19 protein-coding genes are annotated in these 18,596 nt (G+C 38.3%); all 19 read left to right on the top strand.

Going from position 1 to position 18,596, the window contains the following annotated elements; all coding sequences use genetic code 11:
* The first annotated feature begins 50 nt into the window (after positions 1-50).
* The 19 genes from IV67_RS01980 to IV67_RS02065 all read left to right on the top strand — a co-directional run bounded on the left by IV67_RS01980 (position 51) and on the right by IV67_RS02065 (position 18,595).
* Positions 51-611, top strand: a complete 561-nt coding sequence (locus IV67_RS01980; RefSeq protein WP_057786598.1) for a hypothetical protein — start codon at positions 51-53, stop codon at positions 609-611.
* Positions 612-861: 250 nt separating this feature from the next.
* Positions 862-5,988: a phage tail tape measure protein gene (locus IV67_RS01985; RefSeq protein WP_057786601.1), complete on the top strand. Its 5,127-nt coding sequence runs from the start codon at positions 862-864 to the stop codon at positions 5,986-5,988.
* Entirely contained in the window at positions 5,989-6,804 is an 816-nt protein-coding gene (locus IV67_RS01990; protein ID WP_057786603.1) for a phage tail domain-containing protein, read from the top strand.
* Entirely contained in the window at positions 6,804-7,955 is a 1,152-nt protein-coding gene (locus IV67_RS01995) for a prophage endopeptidase tail family protein (protein ID WP_057786605.1), read from the top strand. Before IV67_RS01990 ends, IV67_RS01995 begins: the two co-directional genes overlap by 1 nt.
* A complete protein-coding gene (locus IV67_RS02000) occupies positions 7,948-8,394 on the top strand; it encodes a hypothetical protein (RefSeq protein WP_057786607.1) in 447 nt (148 codons plus the stop codon). The genes IV67_RS01995 and IV67_RS02000 overlap by 8 nt, the downstream gene beginning before the upstream one ends.
* Entirely contained in the window at positions 8,351-9,772 is a 1,422-nt protein-coding gene (locus IV67_RS02005; RefSeq protein WP_057786609.1) for a hypothetical protein, read from the top strand. The genes IV67_RS02000 and IV67_RS02005 overlap by 44 nt, the downstream gene beginning before the upstream one ends.
* A 12-nt stretch (positions 9,773-9,784) precedes the next feature.
* Positions 9,785-10,006: a hypothetical protein gene (locus IV67_RS02010; RefSeq protein ID WP_057786611.1), complete on the top strand. Its 222-nt coding sequence runs from the start codon at positions 9,785-9,787 to the stop codon at positions 10,004-10,006.
* On the top strand, positions 10,007-11,197 hold the full coding sequence (locus IV67_RS02015) for a BppU family phage baseplate upper protein (RefSeq protein ID WP_057786613.1): 1,191 nt from the start codon (positions 10,007-10,009) through the stop codon (positions 11,195-11,197). It abuts the gene before it with no gap.
* A gap of 11 nt (positions 11,198-11,208) precedes the next feature.
* Positions 11,209-11,631 carry a hypothetical protein gene (locus tag IV67_RS02020; protein WP_057786615.1) on the top strand — a complete coding sequence of 141 codons (423 nt, stop codon included), beginning with the start codon at positions 11,209-11,211 and terminating at the stop codon, positions 11,629-11,631.
* A complete protein-coding gene (locus IV67_RS09205) occupies positions 11,631-11,780 on the top strand; it encodes a hypothetical protein (RefSeq protein WP_157050271.1) in 150 nt (49 codons plus the stop codon). Before IV67_RS02020 ends, IV67_RS09205 begins: the two co-directional genes overlap by 1 nt.
* Positions 11,781-11,833: 53 nt before the next feature.
* Entirely contained in the window at positions 11,834-12,046 is a 213-nt protein-coding gene (locus tag IV67_RS02025) for a hypothetical protein (protein WP_057786616.1), read from the top strand.
* Between the two features lie 16 nt (positions 12,047-12,062).
* Positions 12,063-12,371, top strand: coding sequence for a hypothetical protein (locus tag IV67_RS02030; protein WP_057786617.1), 309 nt, complete (start codon positions 12,063-12,065; stop codon positions 12,369-12,371).
* A gap of 2 nt (positions 12,372-12,373) precedes the next feature.
* Positions 12,374-13,255 (top strand): GH25 family lysozyme, encoded by an 882-nt coding sequence (locus tag IV67_RS02035; RefSeq protein WP_057786618.1) that lies wholly within the window; start codon positions 12,374-12,376, stop codon positions 13,253-13,255.
* A 225-nt stretch (positions 13,256-13,480) separates the two neighbouring features.
* Positions 13,481-13,987: a hypothetical protein gene (locus tag IV67_RS02040; protein ID WP_057786619.1), complete on the top strand. Its 507-nt coding sequence runs from the start codon at positions 13,481-13,483 to the stop codon at positions 13,985-13,987.
* 171 nt (positions 13,988-14,158) lie between these two features.
* Positions 14,159-14,368 carry a hypothetical protein gene (locus tag IV67_RS02045; RefSeq protein ID WP_057786620.1) on the top strand — a complete coding sequence of 70 codons (210 nt, stop codon included), beginning with the start codon at positions 14,159-14,161 and terminating at the stop codon, positions 14,366-14,368.
* A gap of 49 nt (positions 14,369-14,417) precedes the next feature.
* Positions 14,418-15,533 carry an enolase C-terminal domain-like protein gene (locus tag IV67_RS02050; protein ID WP_057786622.1) on the top strand — a complete coding sequence of 372 codons (1,116 nt, stop codon included), beginning with the start codon at positions 14,418-14,420 and terminating at the stop codon, positions 15,531-15,533.
* Positions 15,534-15,592: 59 nt separating this feature from the next.
* Positions 15,593-16,681 carry a M24 family metallopeptidase gene (locus IV67_RS02055; RefSeq protein ID WP_057786623.1) on the top strand — a complete coding sequence of 363 codons (1,089 nt, stop codon included), beginning with the start codon at positions 15,593-15,595 and terminating at the stop codon, positions 16,679-16,681.
* A gap of 1 nt (position 16,682) precedes the next feature.
* Positions 16,683-17,135 (top strand): hypothetical protein, encoded by a 453-nt coding sequence (locus IV67_RS02060; protein WP_057786624.1) that lies wholly within the window; start codon positions 16,683-16,685, stop codon positions 17,133-17,135.
* Between the two features lie 77 nt (positions 17,136-17,212).
* Positions 17,213-18,595 carry a bifunctional metallophosphatase/5'-nucleotidase gene (locus tag IV67_RS02065; RefSeq protein WP_057786625.1) on the top strand — a complete coding sequence of 461 codons (1,383 nt, stop codon included), beginning with the start codon at positions 17,213-17,215 and terminating at the stop codon, positions 18,593-18,595.
* The last annotated feature ends 1 nt before the right edge of the window (position 18,596 follow it).

The raw sequence follows: 18,596 nt of genomic DNA on the forward strand, positions 1-18,596 counted from the left end.
TAAATACACAATACGGAAGGGCGGCTTGTACATAATTAAGGAGATAAATAATGCCACAAGCAATGGAGTTAAATGGATCAATTGAATTGTTTAATTTGGAAGATGATCAACCAATGAAAATTGTCCCAACGCAACTACAATACCGTCGCACTGCACAATATATGAAGGATTTGGCACAACAAGATATTGTAGATATGAAGTTAGAAAAAGCGATTCAAGATTATTATCGTGATGTAACTCAATTATCAGAAGCAATTGATGATATTCGAGATAGTGATCTGAACGCTGCCGATAAGGCAATTAAAGTCAACGAATTACAAACCATCATGAACAAAAAAGAAAATCCAGCATATGACGGAGATAATTTGCTTAACAAGATTGATCAAAGTATCGAAGCGTTAGATTTATCTGTTGATTTTCTACATGATGTTTTGGATGATCGTTTAACTAAAAAACAAAAAGCAATCGTTGATGAAGCAAATGGTACTGACATTATTGAATTTTCGCGTAACCTTGCTCGTCAAATTCTGGGCATTCCAGATGAATCTGAAGAAGATGAAGCAGAAAAGAAAGATGAAGAGTTGACAGTAGATGAGGGTTTAAACGATTAGTTGAAAGTTATCATTTTTGGGATAACTTAGTCCAAGATTTAGATTATGCCGAGCAACAAGCATTTTACAACTTACACATTGCACCATCTGAATATGAACAACAGCCGTACTATCGAATGATGGAAGTGTTAGCAGCACAATCTCGTGATGATCGTCCTATGAGTGCTCGTGACTTTATGCGTCATATGGATTTAACACCAGACCAAGCAAATAAAAATATCAAAAAACAGTAAAGAAAGGAGGATAACTTATGGTAATGATTACCCGTGAGATGGCCACAAAGCTGACCATGGACACATCAAATGCTCAAAATGCATTACGTGATTTTCAGCGAGAAGCTACAATGGCGACACGAGAATGGAAAACCACAACAACTCAATTAAAGGCTGCGGGTGATTATGCTGGTGCAGCTGCTGAAAGATATAAAGGTCTGGGTGATTCAGTTAATAATCAGCAACAGAAAATCAAAATGTTGCGGGAGTCACTAGAAAATGTAAATACGAGTACGAAAAAAGGCGCAACTCTTTATAATTATTTGCAAAAAGAACTTGAGAAAGCTGAACGCCAACTTGGGTCATTTAATGGACAGCAAAAAAGAGCAGAAGAAGCAAATCGGTATTATCAATCTGGGTTAGCAGAGTTAAATCAAAAGTTAAACAGAAATACTGATATTATGCGCATTCGTGAGCAACGTCTACAAGCACAGGGAAGAGCAGAAGGAGCTGCAAGAGTTCACGTTGAAGGACTAAAAAATTCACAAGAATCTTTATCTGATGTTTTAAAGATACAAGAAGGTGAACTGAATCGCGTATCGCGTCAAAGTGGTAAAAATTCAGATGCGTATCATCTGCAAGCTATGCGTGTGGAAGAAACGAAAAAGCGCTTAGCAGAAACTACAACTGAATTGCGTCATTATCAATCTGGTTTAGCCGGTGGCGAAGTTAAGATTAAAGAATTGAATGCGGAACTTAGTCAGAATAATGATTTGTTCAGAGCTAACACGCAAAGGTTAGAAGCCGAAGGGCAACATAATCTTGCATTACAGACGAAATTAGCAGGGACCAAAAATGCGTATGCTTCACAAAGCAGGGAATTGACAGAACAACGTAGTCAATTAAAACGTTTGGAACTTGCAGAGGATAGCAGTCGAAATTCAATTGCAAAACAACGAACAGAAGTAGCAAAATCTGAAGCAAAACTCGCAGGATATGGTAAAGAGATTCGTGTTGTTCAAAAAGAGGTTGATCACTTAAGCCCATTTGGATTTACAAAAATGGGACAAGGAATGAACTCGTTGTATAGAACGTCCAACAAAACGTTTGATTCAATGCAACGTGGTTTTCAAAAAGTGAGAAGTGGTGCGCTATCTGCTGCAATTGGAATTGGAGCTGTTAGTGCTGCATCATTAAAGGGCGCCGAAATGGCATCAGAGTTAGAAAACCAATATAAGACAACCTTTAATTTACTCGTTACTGGGGGCGAGAAAGCAAGTGAAGCGCAACGTAATGTTAATAAGATGCAGGCAGAAGGTAAACGTATGTCTGTGGAATACGGTGTCTCACAAGCTAAAATTGCTGACGGATACCAAGAATTAGTAAAACGTGGATATACTTCGGAACAATCATTAGGGGCGATGAAGACCATGTTGCAAGGTGCTAAAGCATCTGGTGATGATTTTACTGATGTTGTCCACAATTCAACAGCTGCGTTGGAATCATTCGGTAAAAAGACAGATTCTGTAGCTGGTATGGCAAAAAATACTAAAGAAGTTGTTAATAAGATGGCTTATGCTGCTGATTTAACAGCAACTGATTTCCATAATATGGGAAAAGCTATGGAATATGTTGGTGCAACAGCACATGGAGCGGGTGTTGATATTGGTGACACAGCTTCTGCAATCGGTGTTTTAAGTAACAATGGAATTGAAGCAGATAAAGCTGGAACTGGATTACGTAAAGTCTTAAATTCATTGATTTCACCATCAAAGGCAGCGACTGATTCTTTGAAGAGTATGGGACTAAGTACAGACGACTTTACTGATAAGCAAGGTAAGATGAAATCTATGACGGACATTTTTGGATTGCTTAACAAACATTCTGAAGATATGTCTAAAAGTGAAAAAATGGATGTGTTTCATAACTTGTTCGGTACCACTGGACAGCAGGCTGGTATTGTTTTAGCTGAAAATGCTTCAAGCTTAGGAGAATTGAACGAAAAGGTAAAAGAGTCTGCGGACGGTCAAGGGTATGTTGCAAGATTAGCTAATAAGAACATGGGTTCTGTAAAAAATCAAATGGCACAGTTCAAAGAAGCTGGGAATGCAACATTAATTATGATCGGTAAAGAAATGTTGCCTGTATTGCGTGAAGCTTCAATTCAAATGGTTAAAACGTTTGATTCTAAAGATGGCCAAGAAGGTTTGAAGACATTGGCTAAAGGTGTCGGATTTTTAGCCAAAACAACTGCGGACTTTGCAGGATTCTTAGGTTCACATAAAAATGAGGTTGAAGCCTTTGGTATTGCGTTAGGTGCAATGTGGGGAATTAGAAAAGTTGGACAATTTATTAGTCTAGTTAAAGATGCTAAAACTGCATTGCTTGAATTAAAGACTGTTGGCGCTGCTATGAATCTAATGGGTGGTAGTGGAGTCAATATGACTGGTAAGGGAGCTAAAGCAATCTCAACACCTAAAGCCACCGGGGCAACAATGGCAACTCAAAGTATTGGTGCAGTAGGTACAAGTGATATAGGCGCTATAGAATCAGTGGCAACTAAAGCAGCACCTTCAGTAGGAAAGGTTATGATGAAAGCCACTGCTACTGGAGTAGGTGGTGGTGTAGCAGCTGGACTTATGGAGGCTACAAATAACAAACCTTTACATGAAAAAGTAGGTGGAACAATAGGAGGTGGCGTTGGGACCGCTGCAGGGATGGCTATTGGAGGACCTCTTGGCGCAGTGTTAGGCGGTATTGTTGGTCAAAAGTCAGGAGAATTACTCGGAGATGCCATTCAGCGTGGTGTAAATAAAAAGCCAATTAAGCCCAAGATGAGTAAGGATACTCAAACTGCAGATATGAAACGGTTAGGTCGTGTTTATCAGGACACGATTGATGGTATTAATCGAAAATTATTCTTAGACCCAAAGTTAAATACAAAGAGTCTTGAGCGTGATCAGAAAACGCTTGAATCCACATATAAAAAGATGAGTCGAGAAATTGATAATTTTTACAAGAATAAGCAAAAAAATTCTAAGAAAGATTTGGATGTACTTGTTAAAAATGGCGCAATGACTCAAAAAGAAGAAGATGCCATCTTGAAGAAAAGTAAGAAGTCGGATGACAAGCAGAGGTCACAAAAACAGAAGCTATTAGGCAACGTGAAAAAAGATACTGATAATTACTATAAGCAATTAAACAAAATTCAATCAGGACAAACGGCCAAGCTTCAAGATATTGAAAAGAAATACGGAAAAAATTCTAAGCAGTATAAAGATGAACAGCATCGAGAGGAATTAAAAGCTAACAAAGACTATCAAAAGAAGGTAGAAGCAGATCAAGTTAAACTCGGAAAAAATATCAATAAAACAGTTCGGGCATCCAGTGTTAAGCAACAAGACATCTTAAACGATTTGAAGAAGAAGAAAAGCAAAATTTCTCATGAAGAAATGAAAAAGGCAATTTCTGATTCAAATAAAGAAAAGAATGTGCAAATTAAAAACGCTGATGAAACGTATAAAAAAGCAAAATCTAGTGCTGAAAAAAAGCGTGATGAAACTATTAAAGCGGCTGACAAAGAATATTATGAAAATGGAAGTATCTCAAAAAAACAGCATGATGACATTGTTGGTAAAGCGAATGATACGTATAAAGAGTCAGTTAATAAGGCTAACAAACAAAAGAATGAGACAATTGATCACGCTACTGAACAACATGAAAAAGTTGTAGATCAAGCGACCAAACAAGCTGGTGAACATAAAGATGCAGTTGATGATGAAACAGGAAACGTATTAACTGGCTGGAGTAATATGCAGAGTGGGTTAGCAGATACGGTCAATGATATTACCGAAGGTATTAATGCCGTATTAAAGTTTATTGATAAAGACCATCCTGGACATATTCCAAAGTGGACACCTACTAATTATGTATCTGCGAAAGTGGGTAAGCGAGGAAAGTATGCTCAAGCAGCATATGCAACTGGTACGCAAGGAATACCAACTGACGAATTAGCATTGGTTGGTGAAGAAGGTTTTGAATTAGCGCATCATCCTCAAAAAGGAATTTTTGCACTTGGAACAAGTGGCCCAGAAATTCGTGATTTGCAAGCAGGGACATCGATTTTGCCCCACGATTTATCAAAGCAGTTTATGGCTATGACGACAGGATTACCTGCGCATAAAGATGGCGTAGGTGGATTCATCGGCGACGCTTTTGATTTTACTAAGAAGATGTTTAAAGATGTTGAATCAATGGTCGGGAAAGGTGCTAAGAGTGTTTTAAATTCAATTGAAGATATGGCAGGCGTGAAGCCTTTCCTTAGCAGTTTGAAAGAAGGAACTGCACTAGAAGGCATTGGGCGTGGGTCAATTAATATGGTTACGGATGCTGCTCTTAAAAAGTTGAAAGGTGTTTTTGACAAGGCTGAAAAAAGTATCAATTCCAAAGATATTGGAGCCGGTGGGAATTGGCGTTCACAAATTGAAAAAGCCGCTAAAGAAGCAAAAGTTACTTTAGGCCCGGGTGATATGAATGCAATTATGGCGCGAATTAATAAAGAGTCTGGTGGAAAGCAGAATATTAAACAACAAATTCATGATATTAATTCAGAAAATGGAAATCCAGCACAAGGATTATTGCAATATATTCCCCCAACATTCAAGTCATGGGCTGTGTCAGGGCATACAAATATTTTGAGTGGGTATGATCAATTGATGGCCATGTTTAACGATTCCAATTGGGCAAGTGATATTAGAATGCCGGGTGGATGGGGACCAACTGGTCATAGACGATTAGAAAATGGTGGCTTAACAACTAAGCATCAAATGGTTGAGATTAGTGAGAACAATCAACCCGAAATGACGATTCCATTGTCTAAAATGAAAAGTAGTAGAGGATATGAGTTACTTGGTCAAACCGTAGCGATGTTTGCAAATCGAGACAATATGCAAAATATGAATGGTGCCAATGAATCAGAAATTTCTGTATTAAATAAAAAGTTTGATAGTATCATGCGTTATTTAGCAACAATCGCTGAAAACACTGAAAAGCAAATGGATACTAAGGTTTATATGAATCCTAATGAAGCTTATCAGCAGCAAAGTAAGGATCAAAGCAAGGCAAATTGGCAAAATCTAAATATTGGATTAGAAGGGGGGATATAATTGAAAAATTTTTACGTGAAAGCAGATGGAAAAAATGAGATTGATTTAATCGAACGTTTGCCATCCTTGATTTATTTAGATGGATTCTTTACTCCTAATTTTGTGAATGCTTATCAAGAAAACAGTGGGACTGACGGGAGCCAATTGACCTCTGTTTCATTTGGAAATGGAACATTTACGGCTAATTTTTTTATAACTGCAAGCGGTTTTGAAGAACATCAGTTAATCCGTCATGAAATTTACAGGATTTTTGGACAAAGACAATTACTACGTGTAAGGCCGGGTGACAATCCAAATAAATGTTTCTATGGAAGACCTACTAATTTTCCACTAGATTCATTAGCTGAAGGAAATAATGACTTTAAATTTCAAATTGTATTTGAAGTACCAAGTGGCTTTATGTACTCATTGAGAAGAAGTGATCAGATTAAAAAAGAATCATTTGGTATGAATCTAATAGATCCAATGCCTACTTATCAACATAATGAAAAAAGTTTCTCAATATATAATGCTAGTGACATTCAGATAGATCCATATTATCAGCGGCATGATTTAAAAATTAATATGACTATAGATGGCCCAGTGACTATTACTAATATAACTAACGGAACAAGTTGGTCATATAAAGGGAAATTAGCTGGAAAAACTAACGTTGTTTTAGATGGCTTAATTACTTTTATGAAAGGAAAGCAAGATACGATAAATACTGATTTTGGATTTATTAAATTAGAAATTGGTCAAAATGAGATAGTCGTTTCGGGTGCAGCGAAAATTCACGATTTAACGTTTAGCTTTCCTTTTTTGTATCTAAGTTAGTGTTAAATCAAATTGTGAAAGTTAAAACTAGGGATGGCACCCACATTGAACCTATACAAAGCATTGTTTTACCTAGTTTTCAATACGATGAACAAGTAAACACGCAACGACAAATTAGTTTTGTTGCAAAAAATGATTATAGTTTTGGATATAGTTTAATCCAAGAAAATAATTTAATTGAATTTGACGGACAAGAATATATTATTCAACAGTTAGATAGAAATTTTGTGAATGGTTATCCGACTGTAAATGTAACTGCAAGCCATATTTATACGGATTGCCATCGTATTATGCAATATAAACAAAATGAAAAAGCACAAAGTTATAGTGTACAAGATGTACTAAATTTTTACTTTGCTAATAATCGTTTAGGATTTACAACCAAAGTAGTTGGATCATTTTCAAAGAAGAAGATTGAAGGGTTAGGAGGAGATTCTGCATTTGATGGATTGGGTAAAATTGTTAGTTCTTGGCCTGATGCAGTTGTCACTCAAGATAATAAACACATCGTTATTTATCAACACAGTGAACGTACTAAGCATTTAGGCAAGCGGCTCAGTTATGGCCATAATTCTGATAATATTCAGTTAAACACGGATATATCTTCAATCATCAATTCTTTTTATGTCGTAGGTGGAACCAAAGAAGAAAAGGTCACCACTGGTAATTCTAAAAATAAGAAAACAGAAACTAAGACAGTTCCTTTCTTTCCGCCTCACATTGTTAAAGATGAAAAATCAATTGCTAAATATGGAGAATGGTCCGGGGGCATTTTAAATGACGAACGGTTCCACGATGCTAAAGCTATGGATGATTATGCTAAAGGTAAGTTTGTATTAGAACCACCGTTAACAATAACCCTTGATTATAAAGGCGGTGAAAGGCCGATAATTAATGAATTAAAACGTCTTGAGATTTTGGAGACGGGTTATGTTACTGACATTGAAGTTGTGGGTTATAGTTGGCATCCGTTTGATGATGGTCAAGTTACCACGGTAACTTTAAACAGCTTACGGAAAACAAGCTTGGAATATTTTCGAGCTCAACAACGACAGCAATCACTTTCAAAAAAGAAAAGTAATGCAATTGCTCAAGAAATCCAAAATACACTAAATCATGGTTTGGCATGGGACTGGAGGGGAAATGACTAAATTACCTAATCGGCCAAATATTTCAAATCGTCGTGCTGGAATTGGCTTAGATCAATTTGATGGACTATGGATAACAATTGATGATAATTTGAGACAGATTATCACGCCACAAGGTATATATTTGAACCCAGCAGATTTTAGTGATTTGTTACTGCCAAGTATTTTTTTCATTGATGAAAAAGGCTCGCAGCATGAAGTGTCAGTCAATTCTTCAAAGCAATTGCTAATTGACGATAAATCGATGAATGAATTAGCTGATTGTTATACAAAGAAGGAAGTTGATGATTTAGTCAATCAACAAATTCTGACCGCACCAAACGGTGGGAAGTGGAAATTAAACATTACTAATTCAGGAGAGTTATCTACAATTAAAATCTCAGAAGGGAGGGGTGTAGATGATCCTAGCACAATTAAATCAGACGCTAGAGGAAAAAGTTGAAGGCATTGAGTCTTTAAATGAACGATTAATTGAATATTTGGGTGAAACACTATTACCTCCAACGTTAGAGCGCTTATCAAATAACTATGATGAGCGCTTTTATTGTGGCTGTTTGAATAACATTGAATTAGTACGCAAATATTTTAATAACAGTGTTGAAATTATGAATCAAGAATTGGGATTTATTGATATTGAAACGAATGAAATGTTGCAGGGCATATCAAATACTTTTAATTCTTCCTTAGATTTATATTCGTTCGAGACTAACATTAACTTATTTTTAAATGACTTGGATAAAGGGATTAAAAAATTTTCACTCATCTTAGATATGTATCTAGGAAACAGTGAGGAGATTGACCCAGACCCAGTGATTCCACCAGACCCAGAACCGAAACCGGAACCGAAACCGGAACCAAAGCCAGAACCAAAGCCAGAACCAAAGCCAGAACCAAAGCCAGAACCAAAGCCTGAAGAGTCCATCGTTCCCGAAGATATGCATTGGGAACCATTGGAGCGTGATGTTGTCAGCACAGGATACACTCGTATGTTTGAATATCCAGTGCCTGGTTGGGGTGGTACCCAAGGTACAGGATTTGATAAGGACCACTATTACACATTTGGAACGATTGGTCAGCGAGACAGCAGTTTGAAGTTAGCGGTAATTGATAAACATGATCCGGATAAGTCGTTTGTTGCAAGGGGCGATATCGGCGACTATTCCGATTATAAAAACTATATGTTAGGCCACACGAATGATTGTACGGTGATGTATCAAAAGGGTGATGAAGTTACGCTCTTGGTTTCAAGCATGATTCCAGGAGAAGTTGCAACGGCCATCGTTAACTTAAAGACCCAAACAGTGCGCTATGGAAAACGGATTCCGGTAGTAGGTTCAAAGGGTGAAAAAATTGGAGCGGTGACGTCATCACAATTGATTGATAACAATCGAGTGATTTTGAAAGCAAGTAGCTATTATTGGGTCGCAACATATAACGAAACCAAAATGGAGCTAGTCAAATTTATTAAAAGCAACAATGCTAGTGTGCTTAAAATTGTCAAAGAAAAATTCGGTGAAAATTACTTTGATGGTATAGCCGGACAAAGCGATTGGTTTGAAAACGGCTACCTGTACACGATTGCTTGGTCGGGAGATTGGAAGAAATGCGTTATTTTCGAGATGATTCCGAAAGGACCTGATGAGTGGGCAATTCCATCTAACCGTTATTGGTGGGGTGAAGAAGAGAATAGACGTTTTGAGCCGGAAAAGGTTTGGATTGAAAACGGTAAGTTCATGATTACCGTCTCTATGAATGGACCCTATGACAACTTTATTGCTGAAATGCATTGGAAAATTGTTGAAATGAATTTGAAAAATTAGAAAGGAAAATTTATGACCGAAAGAAATGAAAGTATTATTCCGCTTATTAAACAAGGTAAATTTGTAATTGTTGATACCACGCTCAAAATGCAAGATGTCATGCATTTTGCCGAATTAAGCGGAGACTATGGAGATGCAGGGAGAGTTATTTATTTGGCGATTAAGGGACCAGCTGCATCAAACGACCCTAAAAAGCCATCAATCCCATTTGACCTAACGGATAAAGATATTTGATTGCAAGGACACGATGCGCAAGGTGTCTTTAAGCGAATTAGTTTAGCTACTAAAATCATTGATGCACGTGCTGGTTTAGCGGAGATGACAATCCCACGTAATTTCTATGAAGCAGTGGGGCCGTATCAAAATGCGGAATTTGAAATTTTTGGCGAAGATGACAACGTTGTAGTTTCAACAGTACCAATTGGATTTGAAGTTTATAACAACCATGCTCATATGATTGTCGGTGATAGTAAGCCGTATATTGATGAGGTCGACAAGCTATTACAAGATATTTTAAACGAAAGTAATACACGCTTAAAAAGCGTATCAGATGAATCGACACGTATTCTGAACTCAATTACGAATACGGCCGATGGTTTAGATGGACGATTGTCGACCGCACAAGGTTCTCTAGGATCGCTTGAAAATTTGGTCAAACTTATGACGACTGAAATTCAAAAGAATGGTGCAGGTGTACTTGGTAGAGAAAACACTTGGCTCGAAACCAATATATTTGCAAAGGTCATTGAAGGACTTGTTAAAGGACTATCAATCTCTTTCTATGGTAGTGCTGACCCACAACAGAATTTAGATAATAATGCGTTTAATGCTAAGCTACCTGCTTTTAGTTTGACTGCAAATTATTATTCAGGAAATCGATTACAAAAAAATCCGTTCACACGAGATGAAGTTTTGGTTTTGAGTTTTCGATTTTCTACAACAACAGCACTGCAGTTTGCGATTATGGTAGGAAGTGATTTTGGAGAAGCCCGAACGCGTGTCATCAACAATATCAACGCGACTCCAACGTATCAACCTTGGAAGTTTACATTTGAGTGGGGAAAGAAGCTTATGGATATGCGCCCCTACCTAACAAAAGATTTTGAATCCTACTTTACAAATGGGTCATTTCCAATGTACCAAATTGATGGCTACTCGGTTCATTTACGTGGACAAGTTCGACCTAAGAAAAAAATTAAATTTACACAACATGATCAAAAGATTTATATTGCGCGAGGCCTTCCTTTTAATGCGGTAACCTCACAGCGTTTTGCTCAAGCTTGGACTAAAGTAACTCCATATACGTTGCGAGTGGAAGGTGGAGATATTTGGATGGAGCGAGTGTACAACAATGATAATTCGTTGGCAACACTAGACCCAAATCAACTGTTTACCTTTGGAACAACCGCATTAATTACTAGATAGGAGCTAAATAAATGGAAGAAAATGAAGAACGTTTGAATTTGGAACCGGAAGCATCACCTAACGATTTCCCGTATCGACTATACAGTAAGATTAATGGAGCGTTAATCGGAGCAAGTATGACGCCGGCTGATAAAGATGATCCTGAAGTTGCCTCGACAAGCGTGCCATTACCAGATGGTGAGCTGAATTATGCTTTTGATGAATCAATCAATCTTTGGCGCGGTTATACAAATGAAGAGTGGTTTAATCGTTTGAATGAAGCAGCTTTGAGCATCCCAGATAATAACGATGAATGGCGTGCGTCAATTATGACGCAAATGGCAGTTTTGAATAAACAACTTGTTCAATTAGGCCTACAAAATGCCAAGTTAACAGCACGAGTGACGGAGTTAGAAAAAGCTCTCAATAATACAAAAGAAAGTGAGACAAACTAATGTTTGATATTTGCCAAGATTTATATAATAAAGAATTACTATCGATTGAAGATATTCGGGACGTTGTTCTATACTCACCAATGTTTGGACTCACAAAAATCGATTACGAGACCATCACAGGCCAACCTTGGAACACTGTGACACCCTAAGAGCTATCTATACTAGATAGCTCTTTTAATTTGGAATTAGAAAGGAGAGTTATATGAATGGCTTTTGGCCACATGATGCGGTTGGCTGGATTTCCATCGTCGGTCCTAGCCTAGGGGTGCTTGGCTTTTTGTTAAATAAGTTCGTCAATGAACCACTTCGGCAGGTATCAAAAGACTTAAAAAATCTAAGACATGATTTTGATGAAAGACTCGATGATCACGAACGACGTATCCAGTACATTGAAGATAAAGGGGATTTTCTTTAAAGGAGGGAATTTAATTATGGCAGCATCAACAATGAATATGCTAATTACACTAGTTGTTTTAGCACCGACAATTCTAAAAACACTTGAGTACATTAAAGCCCGAGTTAAAAATGAACGAATTGAATCAGCAATTAATTTTGCGGAAATGATTGTGCAATCAATTGGCGAAGCAAATAGTGTATTGACAATTGGTCAACGACAGCAAGCGATTAAGCAGTTAGAAAAACGTTTAAAAGCAAATGGGATTGTACAGCACTTTACTAATGAAGGATTAGCAACTTATATTGATCAAGCAGCAACTTATATTGAAGATAAAGGAGAATAAACATGGCACAAATTAAAATGTATGGAGTTGACGTATCGAGTTATCAACCAGGGGACATCAACTATATTAAGTCACTGTATAATGCCGGTGTTCGCTTTCTATTTAGTAAAGCAACAGAGGGCACTGGATATGTGAATCCAAATTTTGGCAACCAAATCTTGAATGCGGATAAGATTGGTATGCTGACGGCGGCTTATCACTTTGCACGATTTGGATGTAATGAATCTCAAGCTGTTAAAGAAGGTGATTTTGCGGTAAATACAGCTAAAGGTATTCTATTGCCGGGGTCGATTATTGCATTGGATTATGAAGCTGATGCATCTTCTTCAAAGTCGGCTAACACAACAGCAGCCAAGACATTTATGCGAGTGATTAAGAACCGTGGATATGTTCCTATGATTTACTCATACAAGCCATACTTTGATAAGTATATTGACTTGAATAGCGTGATCAAAGAATTTGGAGAATGTGTTTGGATTGCGGGCTATCCTGCACCAGGTTCATCTACACCGAACTTTAACTATTTCCCATCAGAGCCAGGCGTGCAAATTTGGCAATTTGACGATAATTGGAAGAAGTTAGGAGTTGATGGAAATGTTTTGATTGGCGAATGGCTAGAAAAAACAGTTCAAGCAAATAACAAGAAAGAGAGTAAAACAATGAAACGATTTAAAGAAGGCGATAAAGTACGTCTAACAGATAAAGCAACCACGTCAGCATTCGGAACTAAGTTTTCAGACGCATCAAAAGGTACATGGGGTATCGTTACTCGTGAGACTCCAAAGAAGAAATCAAAATCAGAGTATTACTATCAAGTTGTTATGCACTACCAAAATGACATGACAATTTGGAATGTGCTACAACAAGATTTACAAAATAAATAAATGAAAAAACCTAGTAGGTATCTCTTCTTTGAGGTATTTACTAGGTTTTTTTATTTGTATTATTATTTGGACTAATTTTGGACCTTGTGATAGAATAAAACCTATTGTATAGGTGTTTTCACGTGACTTTCGAGTCCGACAGGGAACATTGACGTATAAAACTGTAGGAGAGTTTTAACGTGTTGGTTGTTACGATGCATATGGAGTAAGAATTGGGAGTTACAGATGTCTAAAAAAGTTTGGGTGATTTTGGGTGCAATTGTTGGTGTGATTGCGCTTGTTGCGGGTGGTTATTTTGTGAAGGAAACTTTCTTTCCTGAAAATGTCAGTTTCCAAAAAGCAGTTCGCGAATCTGATACGCGTACATGGTTATTGGTTAGTGACGAAGATGGTGCTATTTCAGGGGATACGGAAGTGCCAGCAATTTTAGTTTCACATGATGATAAAATTAGTATGTATCAGGCTAAGGCTAATAAAATGCCAAAGATGAAAGATTTTAACAAGTTATCTGCTGAAGAAATGGCGCGTAAAGCAAAAAATGTTTCATTTGACGCTGATACTTTGCCTGCCAAAGAAGCCGTCGATGAGCTGACAAATGGAGATGGTGAACTAGTAAGCGAAGATAACAAAAAGGTTGATAAGCAATGGTATGGCGTTATGAAGTTTAAGAGTATGTCTGACGTTAAGGTGATGACACCAGTGAAAAACAAACATCAAGCATTAGTTAAGTAGTGCGGCGGATGTAAAAATAAAACCACTATGAAATTTTTCATAGTGGTTTTATTATGTTTATAAGACATAACTGTAACATCTGCGTAAGACATTTGCTTACATCTGCGAATTTAGGTATTATAAAAGTGAATTTAAGGTAAGGGGAATGATGTTACGACATCAAAGGGATAAATGAAAGAAAAAGTGGATGTAGTGTTACCGATTGTGGTTTTAATTTTGGTGATTGCTTCAATGATTTATACGCAAGACTGGCTTAAGATTGTGTCAACTTTAGCGTTGTCAGGATATTTGGCTTGGGATTGGCGTGAGTCTGGGGCAACTTGGAAATTAGTTGCGGCAATTATTTTTATTTTGTTATTGTTGATCCGTTTATACTTATAAAGACGAAGCACTCAGCCTTGGCTGGGTGTTTTTTAGAAAGGTTGGGCTGATGAAGATTAATCAGATTAAGGTGTATCCGCTCGCGATGCCATTGAATCGACAGTTTAAGACAGCTCACGATCAGACAGAAGTACGTGTGTTAACGCTCTTAGAAATTGAGTTGATGAATGGCGTGCGTGGTTATGGTGAAATTCAAAGTTTTACAAACACAAATTATGCTGCAGAAAGCCAAGCGATGTCACGCGCAATCCTGCCGGAACTGAGTGAAGCTTTAAAGCAATTGGACTGGGATCATCCCCATCAAGTTGCGGAATTTTTAGCTGCGCGTACCCATTTATCTTTTGTACGGGCAGCCTTAGAAATGGCATGTTGGGATGCCTTTGGAAAAGTGACAAATCAGTCTTTAGCTACGATGTTAGGGGCAACGCAAATACAGGTTCCGGTTAGTGTTGCGATTGGTATTCAAACGACACAGAGACAACTTGAAATAGCGATAGAACAAGCGTTGAAAGCAGGCTATCGTCGGATTAAATTAAAAGCTAATTCAGATTTGAGCTTACCGGATGTGCGGCGTTTGAAGCAAGACAATCCGGAAGTGATATTTTCGGTCGATTTAAACAATGGCTTGTCTGATACAGATGCTGATATTGAGCGGTTAATCCAAATGCAGCAACAAGGCATTACTTTGGTTGAAGAGCCAATTCAAGGCGCACCTTGGCAACGTTATGGTGCGTTAAAACAAACCGGCAAAGTCCCGCTGATTAGTTTAGATGAGTCAATTAATAGTCTGGTTGATGTTAAAAAAGCACTCGAATTAGATGTAGCTGATGCATATACCCTCAAACAAGGTAAACTAGGTGGCATAACAGAAACTGCTTTGGCTATCCGTGCGATTGACCGAGCAGACCGACTACCGTGGGTGGGCGGCATGCTTAGTTCTGGGCTAGGTCGCTCAGTTGATTTAGCATTAGCGGCGACTTTAAAAACGCCGATGTTTCCAGCGGATATATCGGCCACAACTGATTATGTGGCTCAGGACATTATTTATGAAGCCTTGGTGTTGAAACACGGTGAAATGACAGTACCCCAGGCAGCTGGGATTGGTGTCACAATGAATTGGCATGCGATTACTCATTTTCAACAAGAACCAGTGATAACGTATTAAAAACATAAATTGATTTTTTTGTTATAATAGAAAACAAGAGCAAAATAGGAGGTGGCATAATGGAACAACGACTAAACAACGTCCGCCAAGTCTTTGAACCTTTAAAGGTTGATGGAATTTTGGTGACAAATAGTTTTAACATGGATTACTTAACGGGATTTAAAGGTGGTGCCGGTGATGGGCTTGTCTTGATTGGTAAGGACAACATTGCCTTGATTACTGATGATCGTTATGAAGAAGAATATCGCGCTAAGTTAGCAGATACATCTGTTGAATTATTAATTACGCGTAATTATTGGGGCGTGGCAATGGCTGCAGCCAAGCGATTTAAGATTGATCGCTTAGGCTTTGAAGATTCAATCATGTTCCGTGACTTTGACTTTTTGGATGAGAATTTTGATGGCGTTGACATTGTGCCAGTTCCGGAGTTATTTGAAACATTACGTGAAGTCAAAACAGATGCTGAAATTAGTAAAATTGAGCATGCAACGGATATTGCTGTCAGCGCGTTTAACGACATGCTACCTGAATTGCACGTGGGTATGACTGAACGTGAAGTTGCCAATTTGCTAGATCGCTTGATTAAAGCCAAGGGTGCTGATAAGCCTTCATTTGATACGATTGTTGCTTCAGGGGCCCGTGGTGCTTTGCCTCACGGAATCTATAGTGACAAGGTGATTGAGGCTGGTGACATGGTGACGATTGATTTCGGATATTATGTAGACGGCTATACATCAGATATTACACGTACAATTGCCTTTGGTACGCCGAGTGATGAAATGCAAAAAGTGTATGAAGTCGTTAAGCAAGCAAAAGAGGCAACGGTTGCTGGCTTGAAGCTAGGTATGCCGGTTTCACAAGTTGATAAACTAGCACGTGATGTCATTGATGCAGCAGGATATGGTGCTAACTTTACACATTCAACGGGCCATGGGATTGGTTTGGATATTCATGAAGGACCAGTATTGTCTAAGCATGCTGATGCGCAAGACGTTGTTCGAGACGGAATGATTCTAACGATTGAACCTGCAATTTATATTGAAGGTGTTGGAGGCGTTCGAATTGAAGACGATGTTGTGACCACCACTTCTGGAAATAAAAATCTAACACAAGGCATCACAACTGATTTGATTGTGATTGATAAGTAATATGGCAATAAAATATTTTGAATACTATCGTGGGAATTTAGAAAATGGATTTGAAACAATTTATGGCAAGAAAGTCCAAGATCATGCGTTTATTCTAACGCGTAAGAATGATGCGACTTTGCCAAATATTGATATTGCGGATGAGAGCGTGGACTTTTCGCGTAAACGTCAACAAATCATTACGAAAGATTTTAAATTACGCCGTTTTGAAAATGCTTGGCAGGATGTCACTTTTCAATGGGAAAATATTGACCGACATTTAAATGAATTGATTACAGAATGGCAACCTGAGTATCGTGAAATTAAAGCAGGCCCAACGGATGAGTGGGGGCTTTTTGTTCAGTACGACGATGTCGATAAATTACAACGCTATGTAGGTGCAAATGCCTATCCTGATAATTTTGATTTATTCGTTAATTGGTTGACTGGTTTTTCTCGCGGTAAAATTCGTTAGTGTAATGTGGGCGACAATTGTGACGCCCACATTTTTCAATTAACGGGGCTGGACGAATAGATGGGAGTAAAAGGGAAATGATTAGTGAAGAAATTTTAATCTTACATACCAATGATATGCACTCACATTTGGAGCACTGGCCCCGAGTGCGACGCTTCATTTTTAATAAAAAACGGCAAGCGGCCCGGCAAGGAATGCAGTCGTTCATTTTTGATATTGGGGATGCAATCGACCGCCAACATCCACTAACCGAAGCGAGCTTTGGGCAAGCGAATATTAAGCTGATGAATGATATTGGCTACAATGCTGTGACGGTTGGTAACAATGAGTTATTGGGTCTGAATCACGATCAATTAAATCATTTATATGATGATGCCAATTTTCCAGTGGTTTTGGCAAATATTATTGATGCCCAGACACAGTCAATTCCAAAGTGGGCCTTCAAATATCAGATATTAGAGACAGCTGGTCACCAAAAAATAGCAGTCTTTGGGTTAACGGCGCCGTTTATTCGTACGTTACCCTTATTAGATTGGCTCCCTGAAGCCGTCGATAAAGCGATTGAAAATTTATTGCCTGAATTACAGGCGCAAGCAGATAGCATTATTTTGTTGTCACATCTTGGCTTGCCAACTGATCGGCATATTGCCGAAACGTTTCCGGAAATTCAGTTGATTTTAGGGGCGCATACGCATCACTTACTACCAAAAGGTGAACTAATTGGTCAAACAATGTTAGCGGCGGCAGGTCGTTATGGTGATCATGTGGGTACCGTTAAATTAACCCTTACGAATGGGCGTGTGACTGAGATGCATGCGCAAACGTATGCAACTGCTGACATGGCCGAGTTGCCAGAAGATGCTGAAGAAATTGAAAATTATCAGTTACGTGGTGAAAAAAAGTTACAGGCTAAGCAAATCGCGACTTTACCTGAAACTTATCATGCCGACATGTTTAGTGGTGAGCCGCGTTTAATTGATTTAGGGTTAGACAGCGTGCAAAGCATGATGCAGACCGACATTGCCATGTTATCAACGGGCTTGTTTTCTGGAGATTTACCGGCGGGGGTTGTGACAGCTGATGACTTGCACCAAATTTTACCGCATGCGGTACATCCGATGCGCACGCGTTTGGTCGGGCATGAATTAGAACGACTTGTCAAAGAGATTACCAAGACTCAAGTCTTTTTAAAGAATTATCAGATACGCGGAATGGGCTTTCGTGGTCACCAAGCATTTGGAGACATCGTGTGGCGCGGTCTTGAAATTGACCATAATAATCAAATTTGGATTAATGGCGCTTTGCTGGATCAATATCGGTATTACACGGTTGGGTCGTTAGACCATTATTTATTTATACCGTTTTTCCCAACGCTTGAAATTGCCGGAGAGAATGAATTAAATTATGCGTATGTGCTACGTGAAGTTGTCGCGCAATACCTAACAGAACATTTTAGTTAAG

It is taken from the genome of Weissella minor (assembly GCF_001437425.1).
Classification (GTDB): Bacteria; Bacillota; Bacilli; order Lactobacillales; family Lactobacillaceae; genus Weissella; species Weissella minor.

Coding starts and splice junctions, on each gene's coding strand:
- IV67_RS01980 (WP_057786598.1), top strand. CDS start 51: ATGCCACAAGCAATGGAGTTAAATGGATCAATTGAATTGTTTAATTTG.
- IV67_RS01985 (WP_057786601.1), top strand. CDS start 862: ATGGTAATGATTACCCGTGAGATGGCCACAAAGCTGACCATGGACACA.
- IV67_RS02000 (WP_057786607.1), top strand. CDS start 7,948: ATGACTAAATTACCTAATCGGCCAAATATTTCAAATCGTCGTGCTGGA.
- IV67_RS02005 (WP_057786609.1), top strand. CDS start 8,351: ATGATCCTAGCACAATTAAATCAGACGCTAGAGGAAAAAGTTGAAGGC.
- IV67_RS02010 (WP_057786611.1), top strand. CDS start 9,785: ATGACCGAAAGAAATGAAAGTATTATTCCGCTTATTAAACAAGGTAAA.
- IV67_RS02020 (WP_057786615.1), top strand. CDS start 11,209: ATGGAAGAAAATGAAGAACGTTTGAATTTGGAACCGGAAGCATCACCT.
- IV67_RS09205 (WP_157050271.1), top strand. CDS start 11,631: ATGTTTGATATTTGCCAAGATTTATATAATAAAGAATTACTATCGATT.
- IV67_RS02025 (WP_057786616.1), top strand. CDS start 11,834: ATGAATGGCTTTTGGCCACATGATGCGGTTGGCTGGATTTCCATCGTC.
- IV67_RS02030 (WP_057786617.1), top strand. CDS start 12,063: ATGGCAGCATCAACAATGAATATGCTAATTACACTAGTTGTTTTAGCA.
- IV67_RS02035 (WP_057786618.1), top strand. CDS start 12,374: ATGGCACAAATTAAAATGTATGGAGTTGACGTATCGAGTTATCAACCA.
- IV67_RS02040 (WP_057786619.1), top strand. CDS start 13,481: ATGTCTAAAAAAGTTTGGGTGATTTTGGGTGCAATTGTTGGTGTGATT.
- IV67_RS02045 (WP_057786620.1), top strand. CDS start 14,159: ATGAAAGAAAAAGTGGATGTAGTGTTACCGATTGTGGTTTTAATTTTG.
- IV67_RS02050 (WP_057786622.1), top strand. CDS start 14,418: ATGAAGATTAATCAGATTAAGGTGTATCCGCTCGCGATGCCATTGAAT.
- IV67_RS02055 (WP_057786623.1), top strand. CDS start 15,593: ATGGAACAACGACTAAACAACGTCCGCCAAGTCTTTGAACCTTTAAAG.
- IV67_RS02060 (WP_057786624.1), top strand. CDS start 16,683: ATGGCAATAAAATATTTTGAATACTATCGTGGGAATTTAGAAAATGGA.
- IV67_RS02065 (WP_057786625.1), top strand. CDS start 17,213: ATGATTAGTGAAGAAATTTTAATCTTACATACCAATGATATGCACTCA.